This window comes from Thermostichus sp. OS-CIW-20 (genome assembly GCF_054061455.1).
Genome location: NZ_JBSSEF010000029.1, coordinates 14,312 through 35,676, shown reverse-complemented (window position 1 = coordinate 35,676; position 21,365 = coordinate 14,312). Strand labels below are relative to the sequence as shown.

The 21,365-nt window shown below is 61.2% G+C and carries 22 protein-coding genes, 1 tRNA gene and 1 pseudogene; 8 read left to right on the top strand and 16 right to left on the bottom strand.

Annotated elements, in window-relative coordinates; genetic code table 11:
• Both ACVWXC_RS10415 and ACVWXC_RS10410 read right to left on the bottom strand, forming a co-directional pair.
• A pseudogene (locus ACVWXC_RS10415) lies at positions 1-82 on the bottom strand (IS607 family transposase); the annotation flags it as partial.
• Positions 83-349: 267 nt separating this feature from the next.
• Positions 350-1,528 carry a TRC40/GET3/ArsA family transport-energizing ATPase gene (locus ACVWXC_RS10410; RefSeq protein WP_457392525.1) on the bottom strand — a complete coding sequence of 393 codons (1,179 nt, stop codon included), beginning with the start codon at positions 1,526-1,528 and terminating at the stop codon, positions 350-352.
• A 163-nt stretch (positions 1,529-1,691) separates the two neighbouring features.
• On the opposite strand from ACVWXC_RS10410, the gene psbQ reads away from it, so the two are divergent.
• Positions 1,692-2,090 carry a photosystem II protein PsbQ gene (gene psbQ, locus ACVWXC_RS10405; RefSeq protein ID WP_099812729.1) on the top strand — a complete coding sequence of 133 codons (399 nt, stop codon included), beginning with the start codon at positions 1,692-1,694 and terminating at the stop codon, positions 2,088-2,090.
• Positions 2,091-2,106: 16 nt separating this feature from the next.
• On the opposite strand, the gene coaD is transcribed toward psbQ, so the two are convergent.
• From coaD to ACVWXC_RS10375, 6 genes are all read right to left on the bottom strand, one after another.
• Positions 2,107-2,586 carry a pantetheine-phosphate adenylyltransferase gene (gene coaD / locus ACVWXC_RS10400; protein ID WP_414390724.1) on the bottom strand — a complete coding sequence of 160 codons (480 nt, stop codon included), beginning with the start codon at positions 2,584-2,586 and terminating at the stop codon, positions 2,107-2,109.
• A 22-nt stretch (positions 2,587-2,608) separates the two neighbouring features.
• A complete protein-coding gene (gene cutA / locus ACVWXC_RS10395) occupies positions 2,609-2,944 on the bottom strand; it encodes a divalent-cation tolerance protein CutA (protein ID WP_099812731.1) in 336 nt (111 codons plus the stop codon).
• A 71-nt stretch (positions 2,945-3,015) separates the two neighbouring features.
• Positions 3,016-4,026 (bottom strand): UDP-glucose 4-epimerase GalE, encoded by a 1,011-nt coding sequence (galE, locus tag ACVWXC_RS10390; protein ID WP_011431461.1) that lies wholly within the window; start codon positions 4,024-4,026, stop codon positions 3,016-3,018.
• 68 nt (positions 4,027-4,094) lie between these two features.
• Positions 4,095-5,582, bottom strand: a complete 1,488-nt coding sequence (locus ACVWXC_RS10385; protein ID WP_457392530.1) for a cobyric acid synthase — start codon at positions 5,580-5,582, stop codon at positions 4,095-4,097.
• Between the two features lie 211 nt (positions 5,583-5,793).
• Positions 5,794-5,865: transfer RNA gene (locus ACVWXC_RS10380), tRNA-Gln, on the bottom strand.
• Positions 5,866-5,885: 20 nt separating this feature from the next.
• Positions 5,886-6,488, bottom strand: a complete 603-nt coding sequence (locus tag ACVWXC_RS10375) for an FHA domain-containing protein (protein ID WP_228375359.1) — start codon at positions 6,486-6,488, stop codon at positions 5,886-5,888.
• A gap of 303 nt (positions 6,489-6,791) precedes the next feature.
• Here ACVWXC_RS10375 and ACVWXC_RS10370 point away from each other — a divergent pair, with 303 nt between their 5' ends.
• The 3 genes from ACVWXC_RS10370 to ACVWXC_RS10360 are packed head-to-tail and all read left to right on the top strand — an operon-like array spanning position 6,792 to position 9,609.
• A complete protein-coding gene (locus tag ACVWXC_RS10370) occupies positions 6,792-7,658 on the top strand; it encodes an inositol monophosphatase family protein (protein ID WP_457392533.1) in 867 nt (288 codons plus the stop codon).
• Positions 7,659-7,699: 41 nt separating this feature from the next.
• Complete coding sequence (locus ACVWXC_RS10365; RefSeq protein ID WP_228375358.1) at positions 7,700-8,626, top strand: ABC transporter substrate-binding protein; 927 nt, start codon at positions 7,700-7,702, stop codon at positions 8,624-8,626.
• Positions 8,584-9,609 (top strand): DnaJ domain-containing protein, encoded by a 1,026-nt coding sequence (locus tag ACVWXC_RS10360; protein ID WP_457392536.1) that lies wholly within the window; start codon positions 8,584-8,586, stop codon positions 9,607-9,609. The genes ACVWXC_RS10365 and ACVWXC_RS10360 overlap by 43 nt, the downstream gene beginning before the upstream one ends.
• A gap of 12 nt (positions 9,610-9,621) precedes the next feature.
• On the opposite strand, the gene ACVWXC_RS10355 is transcribed toward ACVWXC_RS10360, so the two are convergent.
• From ACVWXC_RS10355 to ACVWXC_RS10335, 5 genes are all read right to left on the bottom strand, one after another.
• A complete protein-coding gene (locus ACVWXC_RS10355) occupies positions 9,622-11,235 on the bottom strand; it encodes a CPBP family intramembrane glutamic endopeptidase (RefSeq protein WP_011431455.1) in 1,614 nt (537 codons plus the stop codon).
• Between the two features lie 67 nt (positions 11,236-11,302).
• The gene (gene trmB / locus ACVWXC_RS10350) at positions 11,303-12,013 is read right to left on the bottom strand and encodes a tRNA (guanosine(46)-N7)-methyltransferase TrmB (RefSeq protein WP_011431454.1); all 711 of its coding nucleotides are present in this window, start codon (positions 12,011-12,013) and stop codon (positions 11,303-11,305) included.
• Positions 12,014-12,092: 79 nt separating this feature from the next.
• Positions 12,093-13,013, bottom strand: coding sequence for an L-lactate dehydrogenase (locus tag ACVWXC_RS10345; protein ID WP_011431453.1), 921 nt, complete (start codon positions 13,011-13,013; stop codon positions 12,093-12,095).
• Between the two features lie 282 nt (positions 13,014-13,295).
• On the bottom strand, positions 13,296-13,646 hold the full coding sequence (locus ACVWXC_RS10340; RefSeq protein ID WP_011431451.1) for a hypothetical protein: 351 nt from the start codon (positions 13,644-13,646) through the stop codon (positions 13,296-13,298).
• Positions 13,647-14,377: 731 nt separating this feature from the next.
• Positions 14,378-15,133 (bottom strand): ankyrin repeat domain-containing protein, encoded by a 756-nt coding sequence (locus ACVWXC_RS10335; RefSeq protein WP_457392541.1) that lies wholly within the window; start codon positions 15,131-15,133, stop codon positions 14,378-14,380.
• Between the two features lie 350 nt (positions 15,134-15,483).
• Between ACVWXC_RS10335 and ACVWXC_RS10330 the strand changes: the two genes are divergently transcribed.
• Positions 15,484-16,065, top strand: coding sequence for a DnaJ domain-containing protein (locus tag ACVWXC_RS10330; RefSeq protein ID WP_011431449.1), 582 nt, complete (start codon positions 15,484-15,486; stop codon positions 16,063-16,065).
• Here ACVWXC_RS10330 and ACVWXC_RS10325 read toward each other — a convergent pair.
• Positions 16,062-17,468 carry a 2-succinylbenzoate--CoA ligase gene (locus ACVWXC_RS10325; RefSeq protein WP_011431448.1) on the bottom strand — a complete coding sequence of 469 codons (1,407 nt, stop codon included), beginning with the start codon at positions 17,466-17,468 and terminating at the stop codon, positions 16,062-16,064. The two genes, ACVWXC_RS10330 and ACVWXC_RS10325, sit on opposite strands and share 4 nt — an antisense overlap.
• Positions 17,469-17,690: 222 nt before the next feature.
• On the opposite strand from ACVWXC_RS10325, the gene petG reads away from it, so the two are divergent.
• From petG to ACVWXC_RS10310, 3 genes are all read left to right on the top strand, one after another.
• On the top strand, positions 17,691-17,804 hold the full coding sequence (petG, locus tag ACVWXC_RS10320; protein WP_011431447.1) for a cytochrome b6-f complex subunit V: 114 nt from the start codon (positions 17,691-17,693) through the stop codon (positions 17,802-17,804).
• Positions 17,805-17,875: 71 nt separating this feature from the next.
• Positions 17,876-19,498 carry a bifunctional pantoate--beta-alanine ligase/(d)CMP kinase gene (locus ACVWXC_RS10315; RefSeq protein WP_457392569.1) on the top strand — a complete coding sequence of 541 codons (1,623 nt, stop codon included), beginning with the start codon at positions 17,876-17,878 and terminating at the stop codon, positions 19,496-19,498.
• A 196-nt stretch (positions 19,499-19,694) separates the two neighbouring features.
• Positions 19,695-20,732 (top strand): hemolysin family protein, encoded by a 1,038-nt coding sequence (locus ACVWXC_RS10310; protein WP_099812734.1) that lies wholly within the window; start codon positions 19,695-19,697, stop codon positions 20,730-20,732.
• 9 nt (positions 20,733-20,741) lie between these two features.
• On the opposite strand, the gene ACVWXC_RS10305 is transcribed toward ACVWXC_RS10310, so the two are convergent.
• Both ACVWXC_RS10305 and ACVWXC_RS10300 read right to left on the bottom strand, forming a co-directional pair.
• Positions 20,742-20,924: a hypothetical protein gene (locus tag ACVWXC_RS10305; RefSeq protein WP_414346997.1), complete on the bottom strand. Its 183-nt coding sequence runs from the start codon at positions 20,922-20,924 to the stop codon at positions 20,742-20,744.
• On the bottom strand, positions 20,852-21,346 hold the full coding sequence (locus tag ACVWXC_RS10300; RefSeq protein WP_240531054.1) for a DUF4126 domain-containing protein: 495 nt from the start codon (positions 21,344-21,346) through the stop codon (positions 20,852-20,854). Before ACVWXC_RS10300 ends, ACVWXC_RS10305 begins: the two co-directional genes overlap by 73 nt.
• Between the last annotated feature and the right edge of the window lie 19 nt (positions 21,347-21,365).

Sequence of the window (21,365 nt, the reverse complement as noted above, 5' to 3'; positions counted from 1 at the left end):
CCTTCTGTTCCCATCGCCTCAAGGTGTGGAGACACACCCCAAAATAATCCGCCGCTTCTCTCGGTTTTACATACCTAGCCATACCAAGCAGCCATTCAGCATGGCTCAAGCTGGACGGTGTAGGGCAAGCGGTTGGAGAATAGGCCCCACCGATGGAGGCCAACCAGGCTGCTGCCCAACTCCTTGCCCGAAGAGGGCTACAGCTAGATGAAGGCGCTTCCCCACCCCTCCGTGGGCTCTCTTCCAGCCAGAGTTCCTCCCGTCCTGCAAATATGCCCACTCTCGACCAGGAACAACTCCAACAAGCCTACTTTTTGGCAAACGGCAAGCAGGACACTGCCCTGCGGCTTCAGGCGGCAAAATGGATGCGCAGGTAATCTTCCTCCATCTTGGCACGGGCCGGCTTCATGGCGGCCAGGGTCTGGGGCAACACCAGGTTGCGGCGGTGGTTGCCAATGCGGATGTTGAGCTCGTCGCCAGTTTTGCTCAGCTCCACCTGCTCTTTTGGGATCCCGGGCAAGTACAGATCCAGGCGGTACTGGCCGTTGTCGCTAGCCACGTTCATCGTCTGCTCGGCGTAGAACACCTCCGCCGGGTTGCGATCCCCCCAGAGATCCTTTTTCAGGCGGGCCAGGGCGTCCCACCCCACCAGCTCCTCTGGGTAAAGCGGGATCTCCAGCACCGGCAGGGGGGCAAAGTTCTCGTGGATCTCCTGGCGATATTTCTGCTGGGCGGCTTTCCAGGCGGCAAAGTAGGGATCCACCACCCCTTCCGGCAAAATGCGGTTGGCAATCACCAAATCGGTGGCGACGCCGTAGAGGCTGAGGTAGGCATGGGCCCGCAGCGACTCCTTGATCACCATCTTTTCGGGGTTGGTGACTAGGCGCACCGAGGTGATGCGGTTGTCGGTGAGGATGCGCTCCAGCCGCTCGATCTTCTGGTAGAACTCGTAGGGGGCATCCAGCACCTGGTCATCTGGCAGGGGGATCCCGGTTAGCCCTTTTACAATCGGCTCGGCAATGGGGCGCAGCACCCGCGCCAACCCCTGCAAAGGTTTGTAGAACTTGCGCATGTACCAGCCGGAAACATCGGGCAGGCTCAAAAGGCGCAAGGCCGTACCGGTGGGAGCCGAGTCGATAATCAGCACATCAAACTTGCCCTCGTCGTAGTGGCGGTTGACCCGCACCAGGGCGAAGATCTCGTCCATCCCCGGCAGCACCGCCAGCTCCTGGGCCTGCACGCCATCCAGCCCGCGGGCCTGCAACACCTGCGTGATGTAGGTCTTGACGGATCCCCAGTTCAGCTCCAGCTCCTGCAGGGCGTCTAGCTCTGCTCCCCAGAGGTTGGGCTTGACCTCCACCGGCTCGTGGCCCAGGGGCTGGTCGAAACTGTCGGCCAAGGAGTGGGCCGGATCCGTGCTCAACACCAGGGTCTTCAGGCCGAGCTCGGCACAACGCCAGCCGGTTGCTGCCGCCATCGAGGTCTTGCCGACCCCACCTTTGCCGGTCATGAGGATGATGCGTTGCATGGGAGCGCTCTTTACGTTCTTTTACAGCTCTAGGCTAACCGATTTGCCCCTCTGCCCACAGCGGCCTGGAGGGCAGTTACCAGGTACACTATTGATTGCCTATGGCTGGCCAAGGAAGTAACGGCCAGAAAGCAAGCCTGTGAAGGCGGATGGGAGGTGTAAGATGATGCGTCGTTGGCCCAATCTGCTGCTGATTGCCATCCTCACATTGGGTCTGTGGCTGGGATCCCTTCCCGTCCAGGCGGCTGCCGCCTTGCCCCGAGAGCTGCAGCAGCTGGAGCAACAGGTGGAGCAGCTGCAGAGCCTGGTGGATGCCGAGGACTGGCTCGAGATCCGCTCCTACATCCATGGGCCGATGGGCCTGACCCGCAAGACCCTAACCAGCCTGGCAAACACCTTGCCCCAGCAGCAAAAGCGGGAGATGCTGCGCTTGGCCAAGGAAATGGGCCGCAGCTTGGAAGAACTGGACTTTGCCGCCAAAGCCTACGACCAACCAGAGGTGGAAGCTGCCCAGGCCAAGGTGAGAAAGACGTTGCAAGAGCTCAAGGCCCTGTTTTCGTAGTTGGGGACAGAGCGGATCAAGTTAAGGGGAAACGCTCCCGCAGATCTTGAGCCACCGGCGGGGGTACCAGGTGGTCAATGGGGCCGCCTAGCTTGGCCACTTCCTTAACTAAGCTGCTACTGACAAAGCTGTGCTCGCTAGCAGTAGCAAGGAAAAGGGTTTCCAACTCAGGAGCCAGGAGCTTGTTGGTGTGGGCCATCTGCAGCTCGACATCAAAGTCAGATAGCACCCGCAAGCCGCGCACAATGACTTTTGCCCCTCGCTGGCGGGCGTAGGCCACCGTCAGGCCGGAAAAGGTGTCGACCTCAACGTTTTTTAGGTGGGCAACAGAGAGGAGGATCTGGGCTTGCCGCTGCTCAGGAGTAAACAGAGGCGTTTTGTTGGGGTTTTTCAGGACTGCAACGATGACTTTGGAAAACAGACGGCTGGCCCGCTCGATGATGTCGAGGTGCCCAAAGGTGATGGGGTCGAAGCTGCCGGGGTAGAGGGCAATCATGCTAGAGAGGGTACCGCTCTTCTTAGCCTACCTGCTCTCGGGCCCACGCCAGATAGGTAGCGCTTACCTGAGCAGCCGGCAGAGCCAGGATCTCCGGCTCCTGGTAGGGGTGGAGCTCCCGCAGCCGCTGTTCCAGGCGGGGATAAGCAGTGGAGGGCAATTTGAGCAACAGCAAAAACTCGGCCTCCCTCTGCAGGGATCCCTGCCAGCGGTAGTAGGAGGTGATCGGCGGCAGCACCTGGGCACAGGCCACATAGCGCTCGGCCACCAGAGTGTGTGCCAAACGATGGGCGTCGGCTTCGGATCCCACGGTGGTCATGACAACCGCCAGGGTATCGGGGGCGGTCTTTTCCTCCATCGGAAGCAAGCTCTAGGCGTCGACCTCCCCTGATCGTACCGCTGGATCCTCGGATCGCCATCCCAGTTGGGTCAAGCCCCCCGGAGCGGCGGTGTGGCCTTGGCAAAATAGGGCCGCCTTTGGTGCCAGCGCCAAGCTGTCTGCAGGATCTCGGCCAAGTCGGCATAGCGGGGCTGCCAGTTGAGATCCCGCTGGATGGCCGTGGCATCGCCCACCAAGCAGGGGGGATCCCCCGGTCGACGGGCTCCAACTTGCACCGGGATCTGTCTTCCAGTTACCGCTGCTGCCGTGGCGATCACCTCCTGAACAGAGAAGCCCTGGCCATTGCCCAGGTTGTAGGCTGCCTGCACAGGCTGGCCAGACGCCAGCGCTTCTAAGGCCAACACATGGGCCTGCGCCAGGTCGGCGACATGGATGTAGTCGCGGATACAGGTGCCATCGAGGGTGTCGTAGTCGTCGCCAAAAACAGTGATGTGGGGGCGTTGGCCGGCGGCGACTTCCAGCACCAGGGGGATGAGGTGGGTTTCGGGGTCGTGGGCTTCGCCGATTTCTCCGTCGGGATCGGCGCCGGCGGCGTTGAAGTAGCGCAGGCTGATAAACCGGATCCCGTGGGCGGTCTGGAAGTCCCGCAGCATCTGCTCCACCACCAGCTTGCTCTGGCCGTAGGGGTTGATGGGGCGCTGGGGGTGGGTTTCCGGGATCGGGATCTGCTCCGGCACGCCGTAGGTGGCACAGGTGCTGGAGAAGACAAGGTAGGGGATCCCGTGATCCCGCATGGCCTCCAGCAAGGTCAGGGATCCGGCCACGTTGTTGCGGTAGTATTTGCCCGGATCCTTGACCGACTCGCCCACGTAGGCATAGGCGGCAAAGTGAATCACCCCTTCGGGCCGATACTGCCGAATGACCTGATCCAGCCGCTGGCGGTCGGCAATGTCGCCGATTTCCAAAGGCCCCCAGCGAACGGCCCAAGGGTGGCCGTAAACCAGGTTGTCGTAGGCAATTGGCAGGTGGCCGTGGGCTGCCAGGGCCTTACAGGTGTGGCTGCCGATATAGCCCGCGCCGCCGGTAACCAGAAGCCGCATAGGTCAGGGGGAAGGAAATTCCTGTCTAGAATACAGCTACTCTTGCAGACCTTGGCAATGGCCCCGGCCTATTCCAGGAGCTGATGCCAATCCAGATGAGGCCGCCAGGCCTCTGCCAGACGATCCAGCAGTTCTTCGCGTTGCTGGGCATAGTGGCCGTCCAACTCCGGCAAGGGATCCCAGCCTTTTTGGCGGCGCAGCTCGTTTAGCCAGTGGCGCCGCCAGCGGTGGTTGTCGAAGAGGCCGTGCAGATAGCTGCCCCAGACCCGGCCTGTGGGATCCCGCCAGCCCAGGCCTTCTTGCTCGAAGATCGGCAGGCAGCCAGCGGGATCGGCCTGGGTGGATCCCTGATGGATTTCGTACCCCTGGACGGGAGCGGGGGCGGGCCAGCGGCTTTGCGTCTGCACCTGCTGGGTAACCTTGGTGGGTTGCAAGACAGTAGTCAGCGGCAGGAAGCCCAGCCCGGGGTAGGTGCCGGCAACTCCCTCTAGGCCGGCGGGATCGGCGATGGTTTGCCCCAACATCTGCAGCCCGCCGCAGATGCCGACGATGTGGCCGGAATAGAGGCGCAGTTGGTCGGCCAGGCCGGTCTTTTGCAATGCCAACAGATCCTTGAGGGTGGTTTTGCTGCCGGGCAGGATGACCACATCGGGGGATCCCAGGCTCTGGCCGGGGTGAACCCAGCGCAGATGGACGCTGGGCTCGGCCAGCAAGGGGTCGAAATCGGAAAAATTGGCCACCTGGGGCAGGCGGATCACGGCAATCTCCAGGCAGCTCCCCCGCCCGGCACGTTCGCGGCGATTTTCCCAGAGTTGAGGGCCCGCCTCAAGGCCCATCGAATCCTCTTGCGGCAGCGTCCAGTCCAGCCAGGGCAGAACTCCAACCACGGGGATCCCGGTGTAGTTCTCCAGCCAATCCAGGCCGGGCTGCAGCAGCTCCCGTGCGCCGCGAAACTTGTTGATGACAATGCCGCGAATCAGGGCCCGCTCGGCCGGCTCCAGCAACTGCAGGGTGCCCACCACATGGGCCAGCGCCCCACCCCGGTCGATGTCCGCCACCAGCCAGGTGGGAGATCCCAGATGCAAAGCCACCCGCGTGTTGGCCAGATCCCGGTGTTTGAGGTTTACCTCCGCCGGGCTGCCTGCCCCCTCGCAGATAATCCACTCGTACTGCTGTTGCAAGCGGGCCAGGGCCGTTTTCACCGCCTCCCAGGCCGGCGCAAACCAGCGCTCGTAGTACTCGCCGGCGCGACAGGTATCTACTGCCACGCCGTTGAAGACGACCTGGGAAGTCAGGTTGCCCTGCGGCTTGAGCAAAATCGGGTTCATCTCCACCGCGGGCGGGATCCCGGCGGCCCAAGCCTGCAGAGCCTGCGCATAGGCAATCTCATGGCCCTCCGGGGTGACGTAGGCATTCAGCGACATGTTCTGGGCCTTGAAAGGGGCAACCTTCTTCCCCGCCTTTTTGAGAAGGCGACAGAGGGCAGCTACCAAAAGGGTTTTGCCCACGTGGGAAGAAGTCCCCACGATCATCAAGGATCGGCAAGCACTGCTCATTCGGCTCCCTTTCCCTCCCAGGCCGATTGTCCACCCTCTCCCCTAAGCCGACTGCGCTAGGTTGACGGATTGGCCCTCTGCTGGCCAAAGTCTTCGCGCCAGCAATGCAAAAAGCGTACCCTTGCGCCTAGCGGGAAGTTCCCGAATCAGCGAAGGGGAACTGCCCAAAAAAGCCTTCTGCTGTCTCAAGCAGACCTAGCCCAGCTTAAGACTGGGGCAGATGGATTCGAACCACCGAATGGCGGGACCAAAACCCGCTGCCTTACCGCTTGGCGATGCCCCAATTTACACTGCTTGACTACTTTAGCGATGCAACCTTGGATCTGTCAACGGGCTGCGGCCACCTCTCATCTCCTCAGGAACCAAGTTGGATCCTTTGCCGAGGTCAGGGTTGACCTCAAAAGGGTTGGGCAGAGGGGGAATGCGGGCCACCTCGAAGAAGTAGGCGCGGATCTCCGGCCCAAAGTAGATAACATCGCCACTCCTCAAGTAGTGGGTAGCTACCCGCGTGCCGTTGACGAACACCCCATTGGTGCTGGACTGCCCCTTGCGGTTGCCGTCGACTAGACAATACGTAAATCCTGTGCGATTGGACTTGGTGGGCACTCGCACCAAATAGGCGTGGCGGCGGGAGACGAAGCGGTTGACAATCTGGATGGCATTGGAGGGATCCCGTCCGATCGTGTAAATGCTCTCCCGCAGGATGTAGCTGCAGGGCCGCACAGGATGGCAGACGGACAGGGTGAACTCCGGGTGAGACACCGGCTGCTGCGGGACTTGGTCGAACAGATCCAACGGCAGATCGAAGTCCTGACTGCCGGACAGATGGCCTCTGCCCACTGCCGTAGTAGAGGTAAAAAAATCGTCGTAGCTCTGGGGCAACAGCGTTTCCTCCTCGACGCTCAACTACCTGCCCGGCAGCCTGGCTCTTCCAGTCCAACTCCCTGAACCCTAGAGTTCCCAGAAACTAGGAGACACCCAACATCCCCCCGGCGTTGGCGGGCTGGTGGAAAACTCATAGGCCTTAATGTAGACTATTATACACCACAGGCAGCCTTGGAGATACTCCCTTTTCCTAAAAAAAATTGGAAAAATTGGGTTTGGGTTCAGGTCGGATCTATTCCCGTTTTAAGGGATCCCTTGGGAGCCACAGCCTTGGCCGCGGGCGGGCTATTCTGGGTAGCAGGTTTGTAGCCTTGAGGTGTGGGTGTGACGGAGGCCCTGTTGCGTCGGTTAGATGTGGCCACAGAGGCGGCCCTGGAGGCAGGGGCTTTGCTGCGCAGTTACGTGGGGGGCACCCTTGCCATTGAGGAGAAACGTCCGGGCGACTTGGTAACAGCAGCGGATCGCGCTTCCGAGGAGCTTATCTTGAAAATCTTAAGGCGGCACTTCCCCGAAGATGGGATCTTGACGGAAGAATCCGGCCAGCAGGGATCCCCGCAGGGCGCTTACGCCTGGATGATCGATCCCCTCGATGGCACCACCAACTTTGCCCATGGCTATCCCTTTGCTGCCGTCTCTATTGGTCTGCTGGAGGGGCGGGAGCCGGTGCTAGGGGTGGTCTGCGACATCTTTCGGGGGGATCTCTTTCGCGCCGTACAAGGGATGGGAGCCACCCGCAACCGCAAACCCATCCGCGTCTCCTCTACTACCGAACTCTCCCGCAGTCTCCTGGTTACTGGCTTTGCCTACGACCGCCGGGAAACCCCCGACAACAACTACGCCGAGTTCTGCCACTTCACCCACCTCACCCAGGGAGTGCGGCGAGGTGGATCGGCTGCCCTGGACTTGGCCTACGTGGCCACCGGCCAGTTGGACGGCTATTGGGAGCGGGGCCTCTCCCCCTGGGACATTGCCGCCGGGATTGTCTTGGTGCGAGAGGCGGGCGGCAAGGTCACCGCCTACGATGGCAGCCCGGTGGATGTGTACAGTGGCCGCCTGCTGGCCAGCAACGGCTGGCTACACGCTGCTCTTCAGGAAGAACTGGCCCAGGTCAGCCCTCTGCCGGTCTCCTTCCCCATGCGGCGGGATCGCCGGTCTGGGGAGCAAAACGGCCAAAGTTTAAAGATCAGGTAAAGATCAGGCGAAAATTGGGTAAGGTTTACGCAAAGGCCCTCATGGCTCTTTCGCAAGGCAAGGGAGATAACTTGGCCGGGAAAAAGCTCCGGCGTCGTTGTTGGGCGGCAGGGTTTGGCCTGGCGCTGCTCTTGGGGATCCCGGCCTACCCTCAGCCTGCCCCAAAGCCGACCCTGCCCGCTCCTGCCAGCGAGCGAGCACAGGTTCCCGATTCCCGTTGGGCCGAGATTCAGGCGCGGGGGCGCATCCGGGTTGGCCTGGATCCCAGCCTGGGCCCGGCTTACCTCTACACCGACCTGGAGCGGCAAACCTACGCCGGCTTCGAGTGGGATATCCTGGAGGCGCTTGCCCAGACGCTGCAGGTGCGAGTGGAGCCCGTCTATGTGGCTTGGAGCGAGCAGTTGGCGGCTTTGCAAGCGGATGAGGTGGATCTCATCTGGGGGGCGCGGGAAGCTTTGGGCTTGGATCCGCAGCAGTTTCTCGCCACCCGACCCTACTACCTCAGCCCGCAGCGCTTGGTGGTACGGGATCCCGGGCCAGAGGAAGCTCCCATTGAGGCGCTGTCGCAACTCTTTGGCCGCAAAGTGGGCATTGTAGTTAACAGTACGGGAGCCGCTCTGTTGGAGGCGTACAACGAGAGGCGGGGCAACGCCATTCGTCTTTTTGCCACCAGCAACCCGGATCGCTTGTTTGCCCAGCTCCAGGCTGGCCAGTTGGATGCGGTGCTCGTCGATCAGCCCGTTGCCGCCCTGAGCCTGCGCCAGGCGGGATCCCGGCTGCGCCTGGCGGGGCCGCCTCTGTTCCCGATTCCTTTGGTGGGCGTGGTATCCTCACAGCATCCTTCCCTGAAGGAAGCCGTGGATGGGGCGATCGCAGTCCTGACCGAAAACGGAACTTTGCAACGCATCTTGGAGAAGTGGCAACTATGGGATCCAACTCTGATGTCCCCCGCCTCACCCGAGGGCTAGCCCGCTACGAGACCGACCATTTCGCCATCTTGGGCGTGCCCCTCACCGCCGATGCCAAAGGGATCCGACGCGGCTACCTGCAGGCGGCCAAGGCTCTGCACCCGGATCGCTTTGTCGGGGATCCGGAAGGGGCAGAGCGGGCCAATGTCCTCTTTGCCAAGCTGGTCAACCCGGCCAACGAGGTGCTGACCAAAGAGCGGGAGCGGTCGGAATACGAGGCTCTGCTCAAGCTGCGCATCCAACGGCTACTGGAGTCGCCGCCTGCAGATCTCTGGCCTACGGGAGAGGCAGTCAAAGGTTTGGCCGAGTCTCCCAACTGGGAGGAAGAGTATGTCCGGCGGGTGGAGAAGCTGGCCAAAGAGCAATACAGCTCTATGGCCACCCTGCTGGAGAAAACCGAGCAGTTGAGCGAGCTCAACCTAGCCTACCTGCTGCTCAAGGCCGGCTACAAAGGGATCCCCGCCCCTGCTGCCAAAACCACCACCTCGACGGGGATCCCAACCCCTTCCCCCAGCCGCACCACCTTGGGCGGGATCCCGGCTGCTCCACCCACCGCTCCCCCTGTCCAGCCCGCCCCTCCTTCGCCCCCAACCCCGCAACTTAGCCCCGCTGAGACCCGCTTCCTGCAGGCGCTGGACATGATCGAGCGCAAGCAGTACCGGGTTGCCATCCAGTATTTAAACTTCGCCATCAGCGCCCAGCCCAACGTGGCCCGTTACTATCTGCACCGAGGTATCGCCCACCTCAAGCAGGGCAACGCTGGCATGGCCAAGGCCGACTTCCTGCAGGCGAGCCGCCTCGAGCCGGCCAACGCCGAGTTGATGGCCGAGGTGCGCCGCTGGCTGCAGCAGGTCACCACCCAACAGCCGGTTCCCGTTCCCTCGGCCAGCCGTCAGACCTCCCAGGCCCAGAAAATCGTGCCACCGCCGCGCAAAGAGGATAGCGGCGGCTTCTGGAGCCGCCTCTTCGGCAAGAAAAAGTAGGCCAAACTCCCCTCAGGAAGCGCCCCCCAACACCAGCAGCGTGACCAGGGATCCCGTATTCCAGAGGCTGTGCAACAGGATGGGGGCCAGCAGGTTGCGGCTGTGGCTGTACACCACCCCCAGCACCACCCCCAGCATGGTCAAAGGCAACAGATCGGAAAGGTTGAGGTGGGCAAGGGCAAAGGTGAAGGCGCTGAGCAAGATGGCAGCCCCCATCGGCAAGTAGCGGCTCAGCGTCGGCAGCCAAAAGCCCCGGAACAGCACCTCCTCAAAAACAGGGGCACAGACAGACACCACGGCCAAAAACACCAAGCGCGCCCCCCAGCCATGGCTCTCCAGCAGCAGAGGCAAGATGGGGTTCCCGCCCCCTGCCTGGGGCAGCAGCAACTGCGACAGCGCCGCTGCCAGCACCACCAAAGGCAGGGCCGCCCAGTAGCCGCCCAGGCCCCAGAGGATCCAAGGGCCCCACAGCCGCACCTGCAGCACCTTCTGCCAACCGGGATAGAGCCGAAGAAGCCGGTACAACAGCGCCGCCCCCAGCAGAGCGCCCGCATTGTAGGTGAGAAACAGGGCCACCGCCTGATGCCAAGGGCTGAGCTGCTGCGTCCCCAGGCCGAGCCCGACCGTGTAAAGGCGAGGCACCAGCGCATTGAGGAGAATGAAACCCAAAAACCAACCGGTCAGGACCGCCTGCGCCCCGATCCCCGGCCAAGGCACCTCCCACGGCGGGCCCACAAGAGGACGTTGGCGCCAGAAGCTCCAGCCCAGCCAGCCCAACAAGAGCACCAGCCCCAGCAGCGCCCCCAGCAGCGGGATCCCGCCCACCACCGCCAGCCGGAACAGGGCTGCCAAGGCCAATTTTTCCTGCTGCTGGTTGAGGGCATTGAGGCTGTCGCTGCGCTGTTGCAGCCGGTAGAGCTGCTGCAGGGCCACCGCCTCAAACCAACCGTCCAGGTGGTTGCGGATTTGCACCTCGGCCTCTGGCAAGATGCGCCGTGGCGTTCCCCACAGCCCTTGTAAAACCTGTGCCACCCTCTTCTGGCCGGATTCCAGCTCCAAGGGACGTTCTGGATCGACTACCTCTTGCCACTGCTGCTGGGCTGCCTCCAGATCCTCCTGGTAGACGTAGAGCAGACCCAGGCGCAGCCGCAGGGCGTCCAGCTCCGCCTGCAGATCCTGGACAGAAGCCAGGAGGACGGGATCCACTTCTTCTGGGGTTGAGGCCGGCCCCACCGCATCTGATACCCTGGCCAATTCGGGTTTGCCCCCTGCCGAGGAAGTCGCCCTTTCCAGCCGTGCCATCCGTTTGAGGCGCTGCAGGCGTTCGGCGTAGTTGTCGGCCACCTGCTGGTAGCGATTGTGGGCCAGCTCGAAAACGTTCTGCCCCAGCAGAGCCCGCGCCAGGTCCTGATAGCGGGGATCGTCGAGGGTGCGGGCAGCCTGCAGGGCGAGATTGGTTTGCAACAGATCCAACTGCGTTTGCGGCGGCGGCTGAAACCAACTGCTGGAAAGCGAAAGCCCGACAATCAAAAGGGCCAATAGGCTCAGCAGGTTGAGGATCCCTCGGCGAACAGAAAGCCAAGCGGAAAAGGGATCGACAGAGGCCGTGGCTTCAGAGGGAGACATGGCAGCAACCGAGGCAACTCCAGCGGGTTATATCCTAGCTTCTATTGGCTTCAGCCGGATAAAGGGGTCAGCGTCGCTCTAGCCAATAACGGTAGATGGGCAGACCCAACTGCAGGCACTGCCACTCCCGCTCGGTGGGAATGCCGAAGGGGTTGTCATCGATGGGCCCCTGGTAGGGATTCCAAAACTGCGGATGCTCTAGGAAACGATCGACCATCTCCTCGGCCACTTCCCGCACGTCCGACTGCAGGAAGACGGGGCTGCCCGGTTGCAGCAGCAGGGCCAGATCCGCCACCAGTCGCGGTTGGACGATCCGCCGCTTGTGATGGCGCTTTTTAAACCAGGGATCCGGAAATTGGATGGTGACCCGGCTGAGATCTCCCGGCGCAAACAGATGCCGCAGGGAGACGTTGATGTTGGCAAACAGAAAATGGACGTTATCCAGCCCCAGCTCGTCCCGCCAAGCATTGGCCCGCTCCACCAGCGGCTGTCGAATCTCTACCCCCAAAAAGTTCCAGTCGGGCTGCTCCTGGGCCATGCGCAGCAAAAAGCGTCCGCTCCCTGAGCCGATATCCAAATGCAAGGGCTGCCCCAGTCGCCGATACACCCGTTCCCAGTGGGGTGGGGGGGTGGGTTGTTGGTACTGAGCCTGCAGGGGGTTGACGTGTTGCCGCAGTCGCTGGCCGAGACCCTTCTGCAGCGGGATCCCTGTCCAGGGGGGAACAGAGGAGCCTTTCTCAAGTTGGGCCTGCTGTGCTCGCTGCACGTCCGCTTCCACAGACCACCTCCTGCCGTCAGCCACAGCCGTAGCGAACCCAACGGTGGATCCAAAACAAACGGGATCCGGCAGCCCAGCTCTACCACCGGATGCTGTCGATGACTTGCCGCAAGATGTGGGCAGAGCGGTGCAGTTGCTGCCGCTCGCTCTCGGTGAGGGACATGGCCAGCGTGCGCTCCACCCCTTGCCGACCGACCACTCTCGGCAAACTAAGGCAGACCTCCGGCAGGTCATATTCTCCCTGGGTGAGGCTGCTCACGGTTAAAACGCGCCGCTGATCCCGTACCAGGGCCTGGACAATTTGTGCCACCCCCAGACCAATGGCATAGCTGGTGGCCCCTTTGCGGCGGATGATCTCATAGGCGGCATTGCGCACCTGCTCGAAGATATCGCCCAAATGGGCGGGATCCCATTCCGGCGAGAGCTGGCCAATCGGCGTGCCGGCGATGTTCACCTTGCTCCAGACGGCCACCTCGCTATCCCCATGTTCGCCGATGATGTAGGCGTGCAGGCTGCGCGGATCCACCCCCAGCCTCTGGGCCAACAGATAGCGAAAGCGAGCCGTATCCAAAACCGTTCCCGACCCCAGCACCTGCCCCGCCGGCAGCCCCGCTAACTTCAGGGAAACATAGGTCATGACGTCAACGGGGTTGCTCACCACCAGGAAAATGGCGCTGGGGCAATGCTCCATCAGGGCCGGGATCAAGCTTTTGAAGATCTCGACGTTGCGGTGAACCAAATCCAAACGGGTTTCTCCAGGCCGCTGCTTGGCCCCCGCCGTCACAATCACCACGTCTGACCCGGCACAATCGGCCAGCTCCCCTGCCCAGATCCGCGTCGGCTCGACAAAGGGGATCCCATGCACCAGATCCATCACTTCCCCTTCCAGCTTGGCGCGGTCGATGTCGTGGATCACCAGCTCATCGAGGGTGTTCTGGATAAGCATCGCGTAGGCGCAGGCCATGCCCACCTGCCCGGCGCCGATGATGGATCCCTTCAAAAGGCGGCGAGCAGTCAGCCCACCGGCTTGCTGCTCAAAGCGTGGCTTGGGTTGGTGCTCAGAAACGGTCATGGCTTCAGCCGCTGCACTTCCCTTCCCAGCTTAAGCCTGGCCAGGCGGAGAGAAAAAGAGCAGAGGGGCTATCGCTCCCCAGAGCAAGAAAGGCTGGAAGGGAAGAGAACTTCCGCCTTCCCGGTCGCCTCGGATCCCCGCGGGGTGAAGTGACTTTGAATGCAGCTCAGTAAGGGTTTTAATGGTTTTTTAAGAATTCTTGGGTAGACCTCAACTCCGTTGCTGGGTTAGCCGCTGCCAAAGCTCCAGAGGAATGCGCTCATGAGGACGTGGAAGAGACCGAATCTGAACCAGCTCTTCCGGCAAGTAGTGCAAAGCCACCCGCGCCGTTGCGTCTAAGAGACTGCGCCGCCGCTGGAGATGTTGCTCCGCTTCTCCCAAAAACACATCCAGCCAGCCATCTCGCTCTTGGCAGCGAATCCGCAAAGCAGAGAGAGAAGGTAGGGACTCTTGGCGATAGAGCCGGAAGCCCTGCTCAGGACTCCACCCCAGCCACCACTGGGGCGCCAATTGCCCCAACTGCCGACACCACACGCCCGCCTGAACCTGTTGCCATGTCATGCTCACCACTCCGCAACCTGCGAAGACCTAGCTGCAAATTTTTCCAACTACTTTAGCTAGGTACTCTACCAGACTCACTCGGTTTGATGCAAGTCTTTATCAAAGAGGAACCGATGTGCCATGGGGATATATTGCAACTTAATCTCAATAGTGCTATACTGTCACCCGGTTGAGTGGTGGAGTCATATCCATCAGTCTTCCTCTCTTGTCTTGGACGCAGCAGGGATCCCGCGCCGGCGGAACTGGCCATCCTGCGCTTGGCAGGGATCCCTTTTTCTCCACAAAGTTAATGAGACTAAATATCAATTAATGGGAGAGGGGGAGGTTTTCCGCCAACATCGTGTTGAAGTAGGAGGTAGCAGTCGAGGGTGATCGCGCTTGCGTCGGCGGGCCAGCAAGCGAAAGCGGCGTGAAGCGCTGGGGAAGTATCTTGAGCTATTTGGAGTGGCTACCAATCCTCTAGAAAGTAAGGAGATAAACGGATGTTTTCGGAACAAGCTAGCTGTTCCGTCTTTGTTTTGTTCTCTAAAAAATGATGTTGGAAGAAGATTAAAATCTGGAGAAAGGAATTGAACCAGATGCGAGTTATCGATTAGAATCTAGATGGCGTTAACGCTAACCGCGACGAAGAGATCGGAGAGGGGAAATCTAACATCCTCTCTCCTTTTTCTGTGGAATTCCTTCCAACTCTATCTCCCGTCTCCCAAGAAGTAGGGATCCCTTAAGCCAAACTAAAGGGTTGCGCCTCGGTCTTGCAGCCATTGGGCAGCTAGCCTGTGCTGACGTTTCTGGGCATAGGCGAGGGGAGTGTGTCCATCGTGATTGCGGGGGTTTAATTCGGCCCCATTTTCCAACGGCAGCTCTAGGATCTGGATATGCCCTTCCCAGGCAGCCCAGTGCATGGGTGTCGCCCCGAAGCGGTTGCGCGCGTTGACATCGGCCCCGTACAAAATGAGAAAGCGAGCGATGCCCAAGTGTCCTTGTGTGGCCGCCTCGTGCAGAGGAGTTCGCCCCGTCTCATCAACGGCATCCACCGGTGCCCCCTTGGAGAGCAAGCGGGCGAGAACGCTTTTCCTACCCGTAGCTGTAGCCCAGTGGAGAACGCCACAGGTTTTTGCCCCTTTTTGGATCAGCAGACCAATAACTTCTGCCTGATCGGTTAGGGCAGCCCGATGGAGAGGAGTGTATCCATAGCGATCTAGCAGATCGATATCGCTGCCTGCCTTGAGAAGCCGCTCCACCACTTCCACCTGGCCGCTGGCAGCAGCCAAATGGAGCGGCGTAGCCCCTGTGGAATCCATCGAGTCGACGGAAGCGCCATAAGCCAAAAGCAAGTCCAACAGCTCCAGATTGCCGATGAGTACTGCTTTGTGAAGCGGGGTGAACCCCTGCGAATCGGGAGCATTCACATCTCCCCCTTGCTGCAAGTAAGCCAGCAATCCTTGCGGGTCTTCATTGGCAAGGGCGCGGTGCAGTGCTTCGCTCATAGTCACTCAGAAATAGGACTTAGAGACAGCTAAAAGTACTTTGAGAACAGTTAGGAGTAGAGTTAGGCAAAGTCTGGAATTTACAACTTGGGCAAAGTCTAGCACTGGATCCCTGCCTCTGAGGTAGCTGTGCGAAGAGATGCCTCTTAGCGCTCAGTCAGAATGGTCAATGCAGCACCATGCCTCAACATGAGAATGATTCTCTACTAGATTGGATCTAAATTGCATGAGCGCCGAGGGGATCCCTTGGTTCAGCCCAGGTTGGCATGGCATGATCGGCGTAGCTCCGAGCCAGAGCTGACTCTTCGCCCAGGTTCAGCAGCCCCTCACCCTCTCTTCTGCTGCCGCTCATGGACTACTATGCAATCCTGAACCTCTCTCCCCAAGCGAACAGCGAAGATATCAAGCGAGCCTTTCGCCGGTTGGCGCGGCAGTTTCACCCCGATGTGGCAGGAGAGGGATCCCGAGAACGATTTGAGCAGATCTACCAGGCCTACCAAGTGCTGAGCAACCCTGAAGAGCGGCGGCGCTACGACGCCCAACGACACTCTCCACCCAGTTCTGTGAGGGGGGAAAGGCGCGTGGTTGTACGCACCACTGGGTCAGGCTCCATCTCAGCAGAACCACCGGCTCGGGAATCCCTTGAGGCAGGGATTGCCCGCGTCAAGGCGGCTTGGCGCGAGCGTAAGTTGCCCACGGCAGTGGCTCTGGCGGAGGCGCTGCTGAAGCGGTTTCCCAACTCCAAGGAAGCCATCCACATCTTGGCTTTGGCCTATCAGCGCTTCGGCAATCATTTAATCTGCGAGGGTCGCTACCAGCAGGCAGAGGCTTACTTGAGAAAAGCTTTGGCCACAGAGCCACACAACCGCGAGTTGGCCTTTGAAATCTGGCGAGACTTGGCCCGTCTGGGCATCCGGGAGGGATCCGGCTAGCTGCCTGGCGTTGCCAGTCTCAACTGCTGGGCCGCCCACTGCCGCAGCTGTTGGCGGCTGACTTTGCCCTGGGCGTTGCGCGGGATCCCGGCACACCATAGCCATTGCTTAGGGTGCTTGAAGGGGCTCAGTTGTTGGCTCAGGTGTTGCTTTAGGTGCCTCTCCAGCTCTACGGGGAGGGCAGGGATCCCAGCCTTGGGCACGGCCACCGCCACCACCTGCTGGCCCCACTCGCCGTCGGGCAGACCGAGCACGCACACATCCTCCACCCAGCCGCTGGCCCGGATCTCCCCTTCTACCTCGGCCGCCATCACCTTTTCCCCGCCGGTCAGGATCAGGTCGTCGGCGCGGCCCAGCCAGTAGAGATAGCCGTCTGAGTCCAGATAGCCCCAATCTCCAGGGGTGAAGCCCCGCTGTTGCCACTTGCCCAGGCCATCAGCCTCCCTCGCCAAAGGGTAGTAGCCCAGCGCCAGGGATTCCGCCCACACGTGGATGTGGCCCGCCGTCTGGGCGGGCAAGGGATCCCCTGCTTCGCCGCGGATCTCCAGGGTGGCGTGGGGCAGGGGCCGCCCCAGGCTATCGCTCCCCTGCAAAAAGGCTTCCGGCAGGAGCGTACACACCTGGGAGGCGCTTTCGGTCATGCCATAGGTGAGGGCCAAGGGCAGGTGCAGTTGCCGGGCCTGTTGCCGCAAACTGGGCCAGGTGGGGCCGCCGCCAACCAGAATGGCTCGAAACTGGCGCAGGCTCTCCAAGACTCCCGGCTGGGCGTTGAGCAACAGCCGCTGCAACTGGGTGGGCACCAGCGACAGAAAGCTGCCCGGCAAAGGCGGATCCCAGGCCTCGGCCTGCTGCTGTCGTTTCCAATCCCAGACAATCCACTGGCCGCCGCTCAGCCAGGAACGAACAGCTTGCATCAGGCCGCTGACGTGGTACAGGGGCAGGACACAATAGCTATGGACGCAATCCACGCTGAAGTGCTGCTGGTGGGCTCTGGCAGAGGCGCTGAGGGTACGCCAGGAGTGCACTGCCCATTTCACCTGGCCGCCGGAGCCACCGGTAGGGATCCCGATTACTGGCCAATCGGCGCTGGGTAGGATCTGTTGCCAATGCTGCAGAGGGGGGTGGGAGGAGGCAGAACCCTCCTGCAACTGCCCTCGCCGCCAGCGCCAAGCGGATCCCAGGCTGGCCAGAGCCTGCCCCCACTCTCGTCCTCCCCAGTGGGGATTGGCCAAGAAGAGGGGGATCCCCAGGTGTTGGCAGGCCAAAACGGCAGCCCACACTTGCAGCGGATCCGAGTCTGCCACCAACAGGGGAACGGCCTTGTCTGCCAGAGGGCGCAGTTGCTCTTCCAGCCCAGCCAGACACTCCTTCAAAGCGGGAGAGCAGTTGTGGTTGGGAAACATCTTTCGGCAAGTTCGGGCGGGACAGTTGCAGGTTCAACGAAGCGATCAAAGCGATCAAAGAGCAAGCCATAGCCGTGGAGACTTGACCCTCCACCGAGGCAATTGGGGGCGTCCCCTGTACCTTCGTTGTTTTGACTTTTGGCAGGGATCCCCCCGGGCAAGGTGAGGAAGAGTTTGGGCTTGGCTTATCATGATCTAGGTTTGAAGTAGGAGGCCTAGGTTGTGATCGAGCCAATTTTGCTGGGGATCGTTTTGGGGATGGTGCTGGTTACCTTGGCAGGCCTGTTTGTGGCCGCCTACAGACAGTATCAGCGCGGCAATAAGATGGGTCTGTGAAAGCCAGGGAGGAAAAAGCTGGCACCAAACCGTCGGCAAGAGAGTGGCTCAGCAGGTGAGGTGGCATGGCGATGCAGTGGCTGCGCACGGTGGCGGCTTTGCGGGAGCAGGTAGCGAGCTGGCGGGGATCTACCATAGGCCTGGTGCCAACGATGGGATCCCTGCACGAAGGACATCTCAGCCTAATTCGCCGCTGCCGCCAAGAGTGTGACCACACGGTGGTCAGCATCTTTGTCAACCCCCTCCAATTTGGCCCCAACGAAGACTGGGATCGCTACCCCCGCGACGAGGAAGGGGATCGGGCTCTGTGTGAAGCCGCGGGCGTGGATGTGGTGTTTGCCCCCGACCCGCAGGAGATGGGGGCCGACCCGGCCACTGCCGGCGATCGCACCTGGGTCATGCCTCCTGAGTCCCTTTTGCAGACCCTCTGCGCCCCCCACCGACCGGGGCATTTTCGCGGCGTGGCCACCATTGTGCTGCAACTGCTAAACCTGGTGCAGCCGCAGCGGGCCTATTTTGGCCAAAAGGATGCCCAGCAACTGGCAATTATCCAGCGGCTGGTTCAAGATCTGCAAATTCCCACCACCATTGTCCCTTGCCCCACCGTGCGAGAAGCCGACGGCCTTGCCTACAGCTCCCGCAACCGCTACCTTTCGGCAGTGGAGCGGCAGGTGGCCGCCAGCCTGTACCGCGCCCTGCGCCGAGGTTACGACCACTGGCAAGCCGGGGATCCCTCCGCCGAAGGGATCCTGGCCGCCGCCCGTGCTGAGCTGGAGCGCACCCCCGAGCTGCGCGTGCAATATCTGGAATTGGTGGATCCGCAAACCCTCCAGCCCCTATCGGAGGTGAAAGATAAGGGGCTACTGGCCATCGCCGCCTATGTAGGGCAAACTCGCCTCATCGACAACCTGCTCCTTTCCCCGGAAGGGGTGGATCCCTTGCTCCAAGAACAGCAGAGTGCAGTGCCTCCTTCCCCGAAAAGGGGGCGTCGCCCGCTGATTGCCATCGACGGACCGGCAGGGGCCGGGAAGTCCAGCGTAGCGCGGGCAGTGGCCGCTCAACTGCAGCTCTTGTACCTGGATACGGGGGCGATGTACCGGGCCATCACCTGGCTGGCGCTGCAGCGGGGGATCCCGTTGGACGACGCCGAGCAACTGACCCAACTGGCTGCCCAAACCCAACTAACCCTACAAAGTGGCCCCTCGGCCGACGAACCCACCCGCATCTGGGCCGACGGTGAGGAAGTTACCCAGGCCATTCGTTCCCCAGAGGTGACCCGATGGGTTTCTCAGGTGGCGGCAGTGCCGGGGGTACGGCAGGAGCTGGTGAAGCGGCAACGCCTCATTGGACGGGATGGGGGGGCCGTCCTGGAGGGGCGAGATATCGGCACCCATGTTTTTCCTGATGCCGAGCTGAAAGTCTTTTTGACCGCCTCGGTGGGGGAGCGGGCCCAGCGCCGGCAACACCAACTGCAAGCCCAAGGACAAGTGGTGTCCCTCGAAGAGTTAAAAGCTCAGATCGAGCAGCGGGATCGCCGCGACAGCGAGCGGCTTATCTCTCCCTTGCGGCCTGCCCCCGATGCCATTCTGATCGACACGGATCACCTGAGCCAAGCTGAGGTGGAAGACAAAATTGTGAGGCTGTACCGGCAGCTTTTGGAGCGATCCGGGGCAGCCCATTTCGATATTATCTGAAGTTATCTGAACCCTGAAGATTTTCTCAAGCTTGCGAGATGGGGCCAATTCAATTCTGAGGTGTTGAGCCTTGGGGGGGCGATGCGCTTGGCCAGAACCGCTAAGGTAGGAATCCTGTTGACGAAGAGATACTGGCCTGCCCTGCTCCCCCTCGGCCCAAATCACTCGTATCCGGCTCTGGGTAGCCGCGAGCACTATGGGTAATGTCCTCCTCCTGGCTTTTCTGCTTCTCCTCTCAGGGGCCTGCTCCGGAGCGGAAACCGCCATCACGGCTATGGACAACCTGCGCTTGGAGTCCCTGATCGAAGAACAAGGGGATCCGCAAGGCCTCTATCGACTGGCTCAACAACAGCGCTCACGGATGATCACCACCCTGTTGTTGGTGAACAACTTTGTCAACATCGGCATTGCCGCCCTAGCCACCACCATCTCTATTGAGCTGCTGGGATCCCAGTTTGGAGCTTTGGCCGCCACCGTGCCCACCACGATCCTGGTGCTCCTGGTGGGGGAAGTGGCGCCCAAGTCTTTGGCGGTGAGCCATCCGCTGGCAGTGTTCCGCTGGGTGGTGCGGCCTGTCCATGTCCTCTCGGTGCTGCTGCGCCCTTTTACCGCTGCCTCTGAGTGGGTTGTCAGGAGACTGTTCAACCTGTTGGAGCTCTCGCCGCTGACAGCCACCGCTTCCCTCAAGGATTTGGAGCTGTTGATCGATGTGCTGGGGCAGCGAGGGCTACTGGATTGGCAAAAACGGCGCCTGTTTCGCGGGGCGCTGGCGTTGGATTTGCTCCAGGCTGGGGATGTGGCCAAGCCAAGGGTAAAAATGGAGACCATTTCCCACGACAAAACGCTGCAGGATGTGGTGAAGCTCTGCCTGGAGACGGGCTACTCCCGCATCCCCGTGCAGGGGGAATCCAAGGACGAGATCGTCGGCGTCATCCACCTCAAGCAGGCCCTGCGCTACCTGGAGCAAAAGGGCAATGCCGAGGTGACCAAGGCCATGTCCCCGCCTTTTTTTGTGCCCGAGACCAAGCGCGTCAGCCTGCTGCTCAAAGAGATGCTGCGCTCCCGCCAACACCTGGGGATCGTGGTGGATGAGTTTGGCGGCACCACCGGCCTCATTACGCTGGAGGACATTTTGGAAGAGCTGGTGGGGGATATCTACGACGAGAGCGACCTTTCCCCCCTGCTGCTGCAGCGGCAACGACGACAGCGCCTCTTCTCTTCTGGCTCCCCTTGAAGGAGGCCGCTAGCCGGCTTCTGCAGAGTCTTCGTTGGCTTCGGGGGGGAGCTCCACCAAACCCGGATCGGCAGGATAGCGGGCCACAAAAAAGATCCAGAAGCTGTGGATCCCCAGGCCTAGGCCCCACCCGCCCAACAGCGGCAGCAGCCACGGCCAATCCGCCCGATACAGCTGCTGGAAAAACACCAGCCCCGACGCGCTGCAGAGAAAAACAGCCAGATGCGCCGCGTAGGTGTAGCGGTCATCCAGCTTGCGAAACTCAGGATCCCGACGGGAGGGCTTCCGGGGCCAGCGAGGCGGCATGGCAGCAACCCCTCACAACTCAAAACCTTCTCCAGTGTAGAGGGATCCCTTGCCGCCGACATCACCAGGATCCCGGCCGCTACCGCCACCGGCGTTGCCACCACGTCCAGCAGGTTATCCACCCAGGGTACACAGTAGGCAGCAACCTCGAAAAAGGTAGCCACCGCAAAAACCGACAGCGCCTCTTCCGACCCAATCCACTGCAGATCGGGAGCCAACGGCAGATGCCCGGAGCGAGCTGCCAGGTTCATCACCAACAGCGGCACAAAAATGCGAAAGCCGCAGGCAGCGCTGAGGCCCAATCCCAAAAAATTGCCGGTAGGCTGT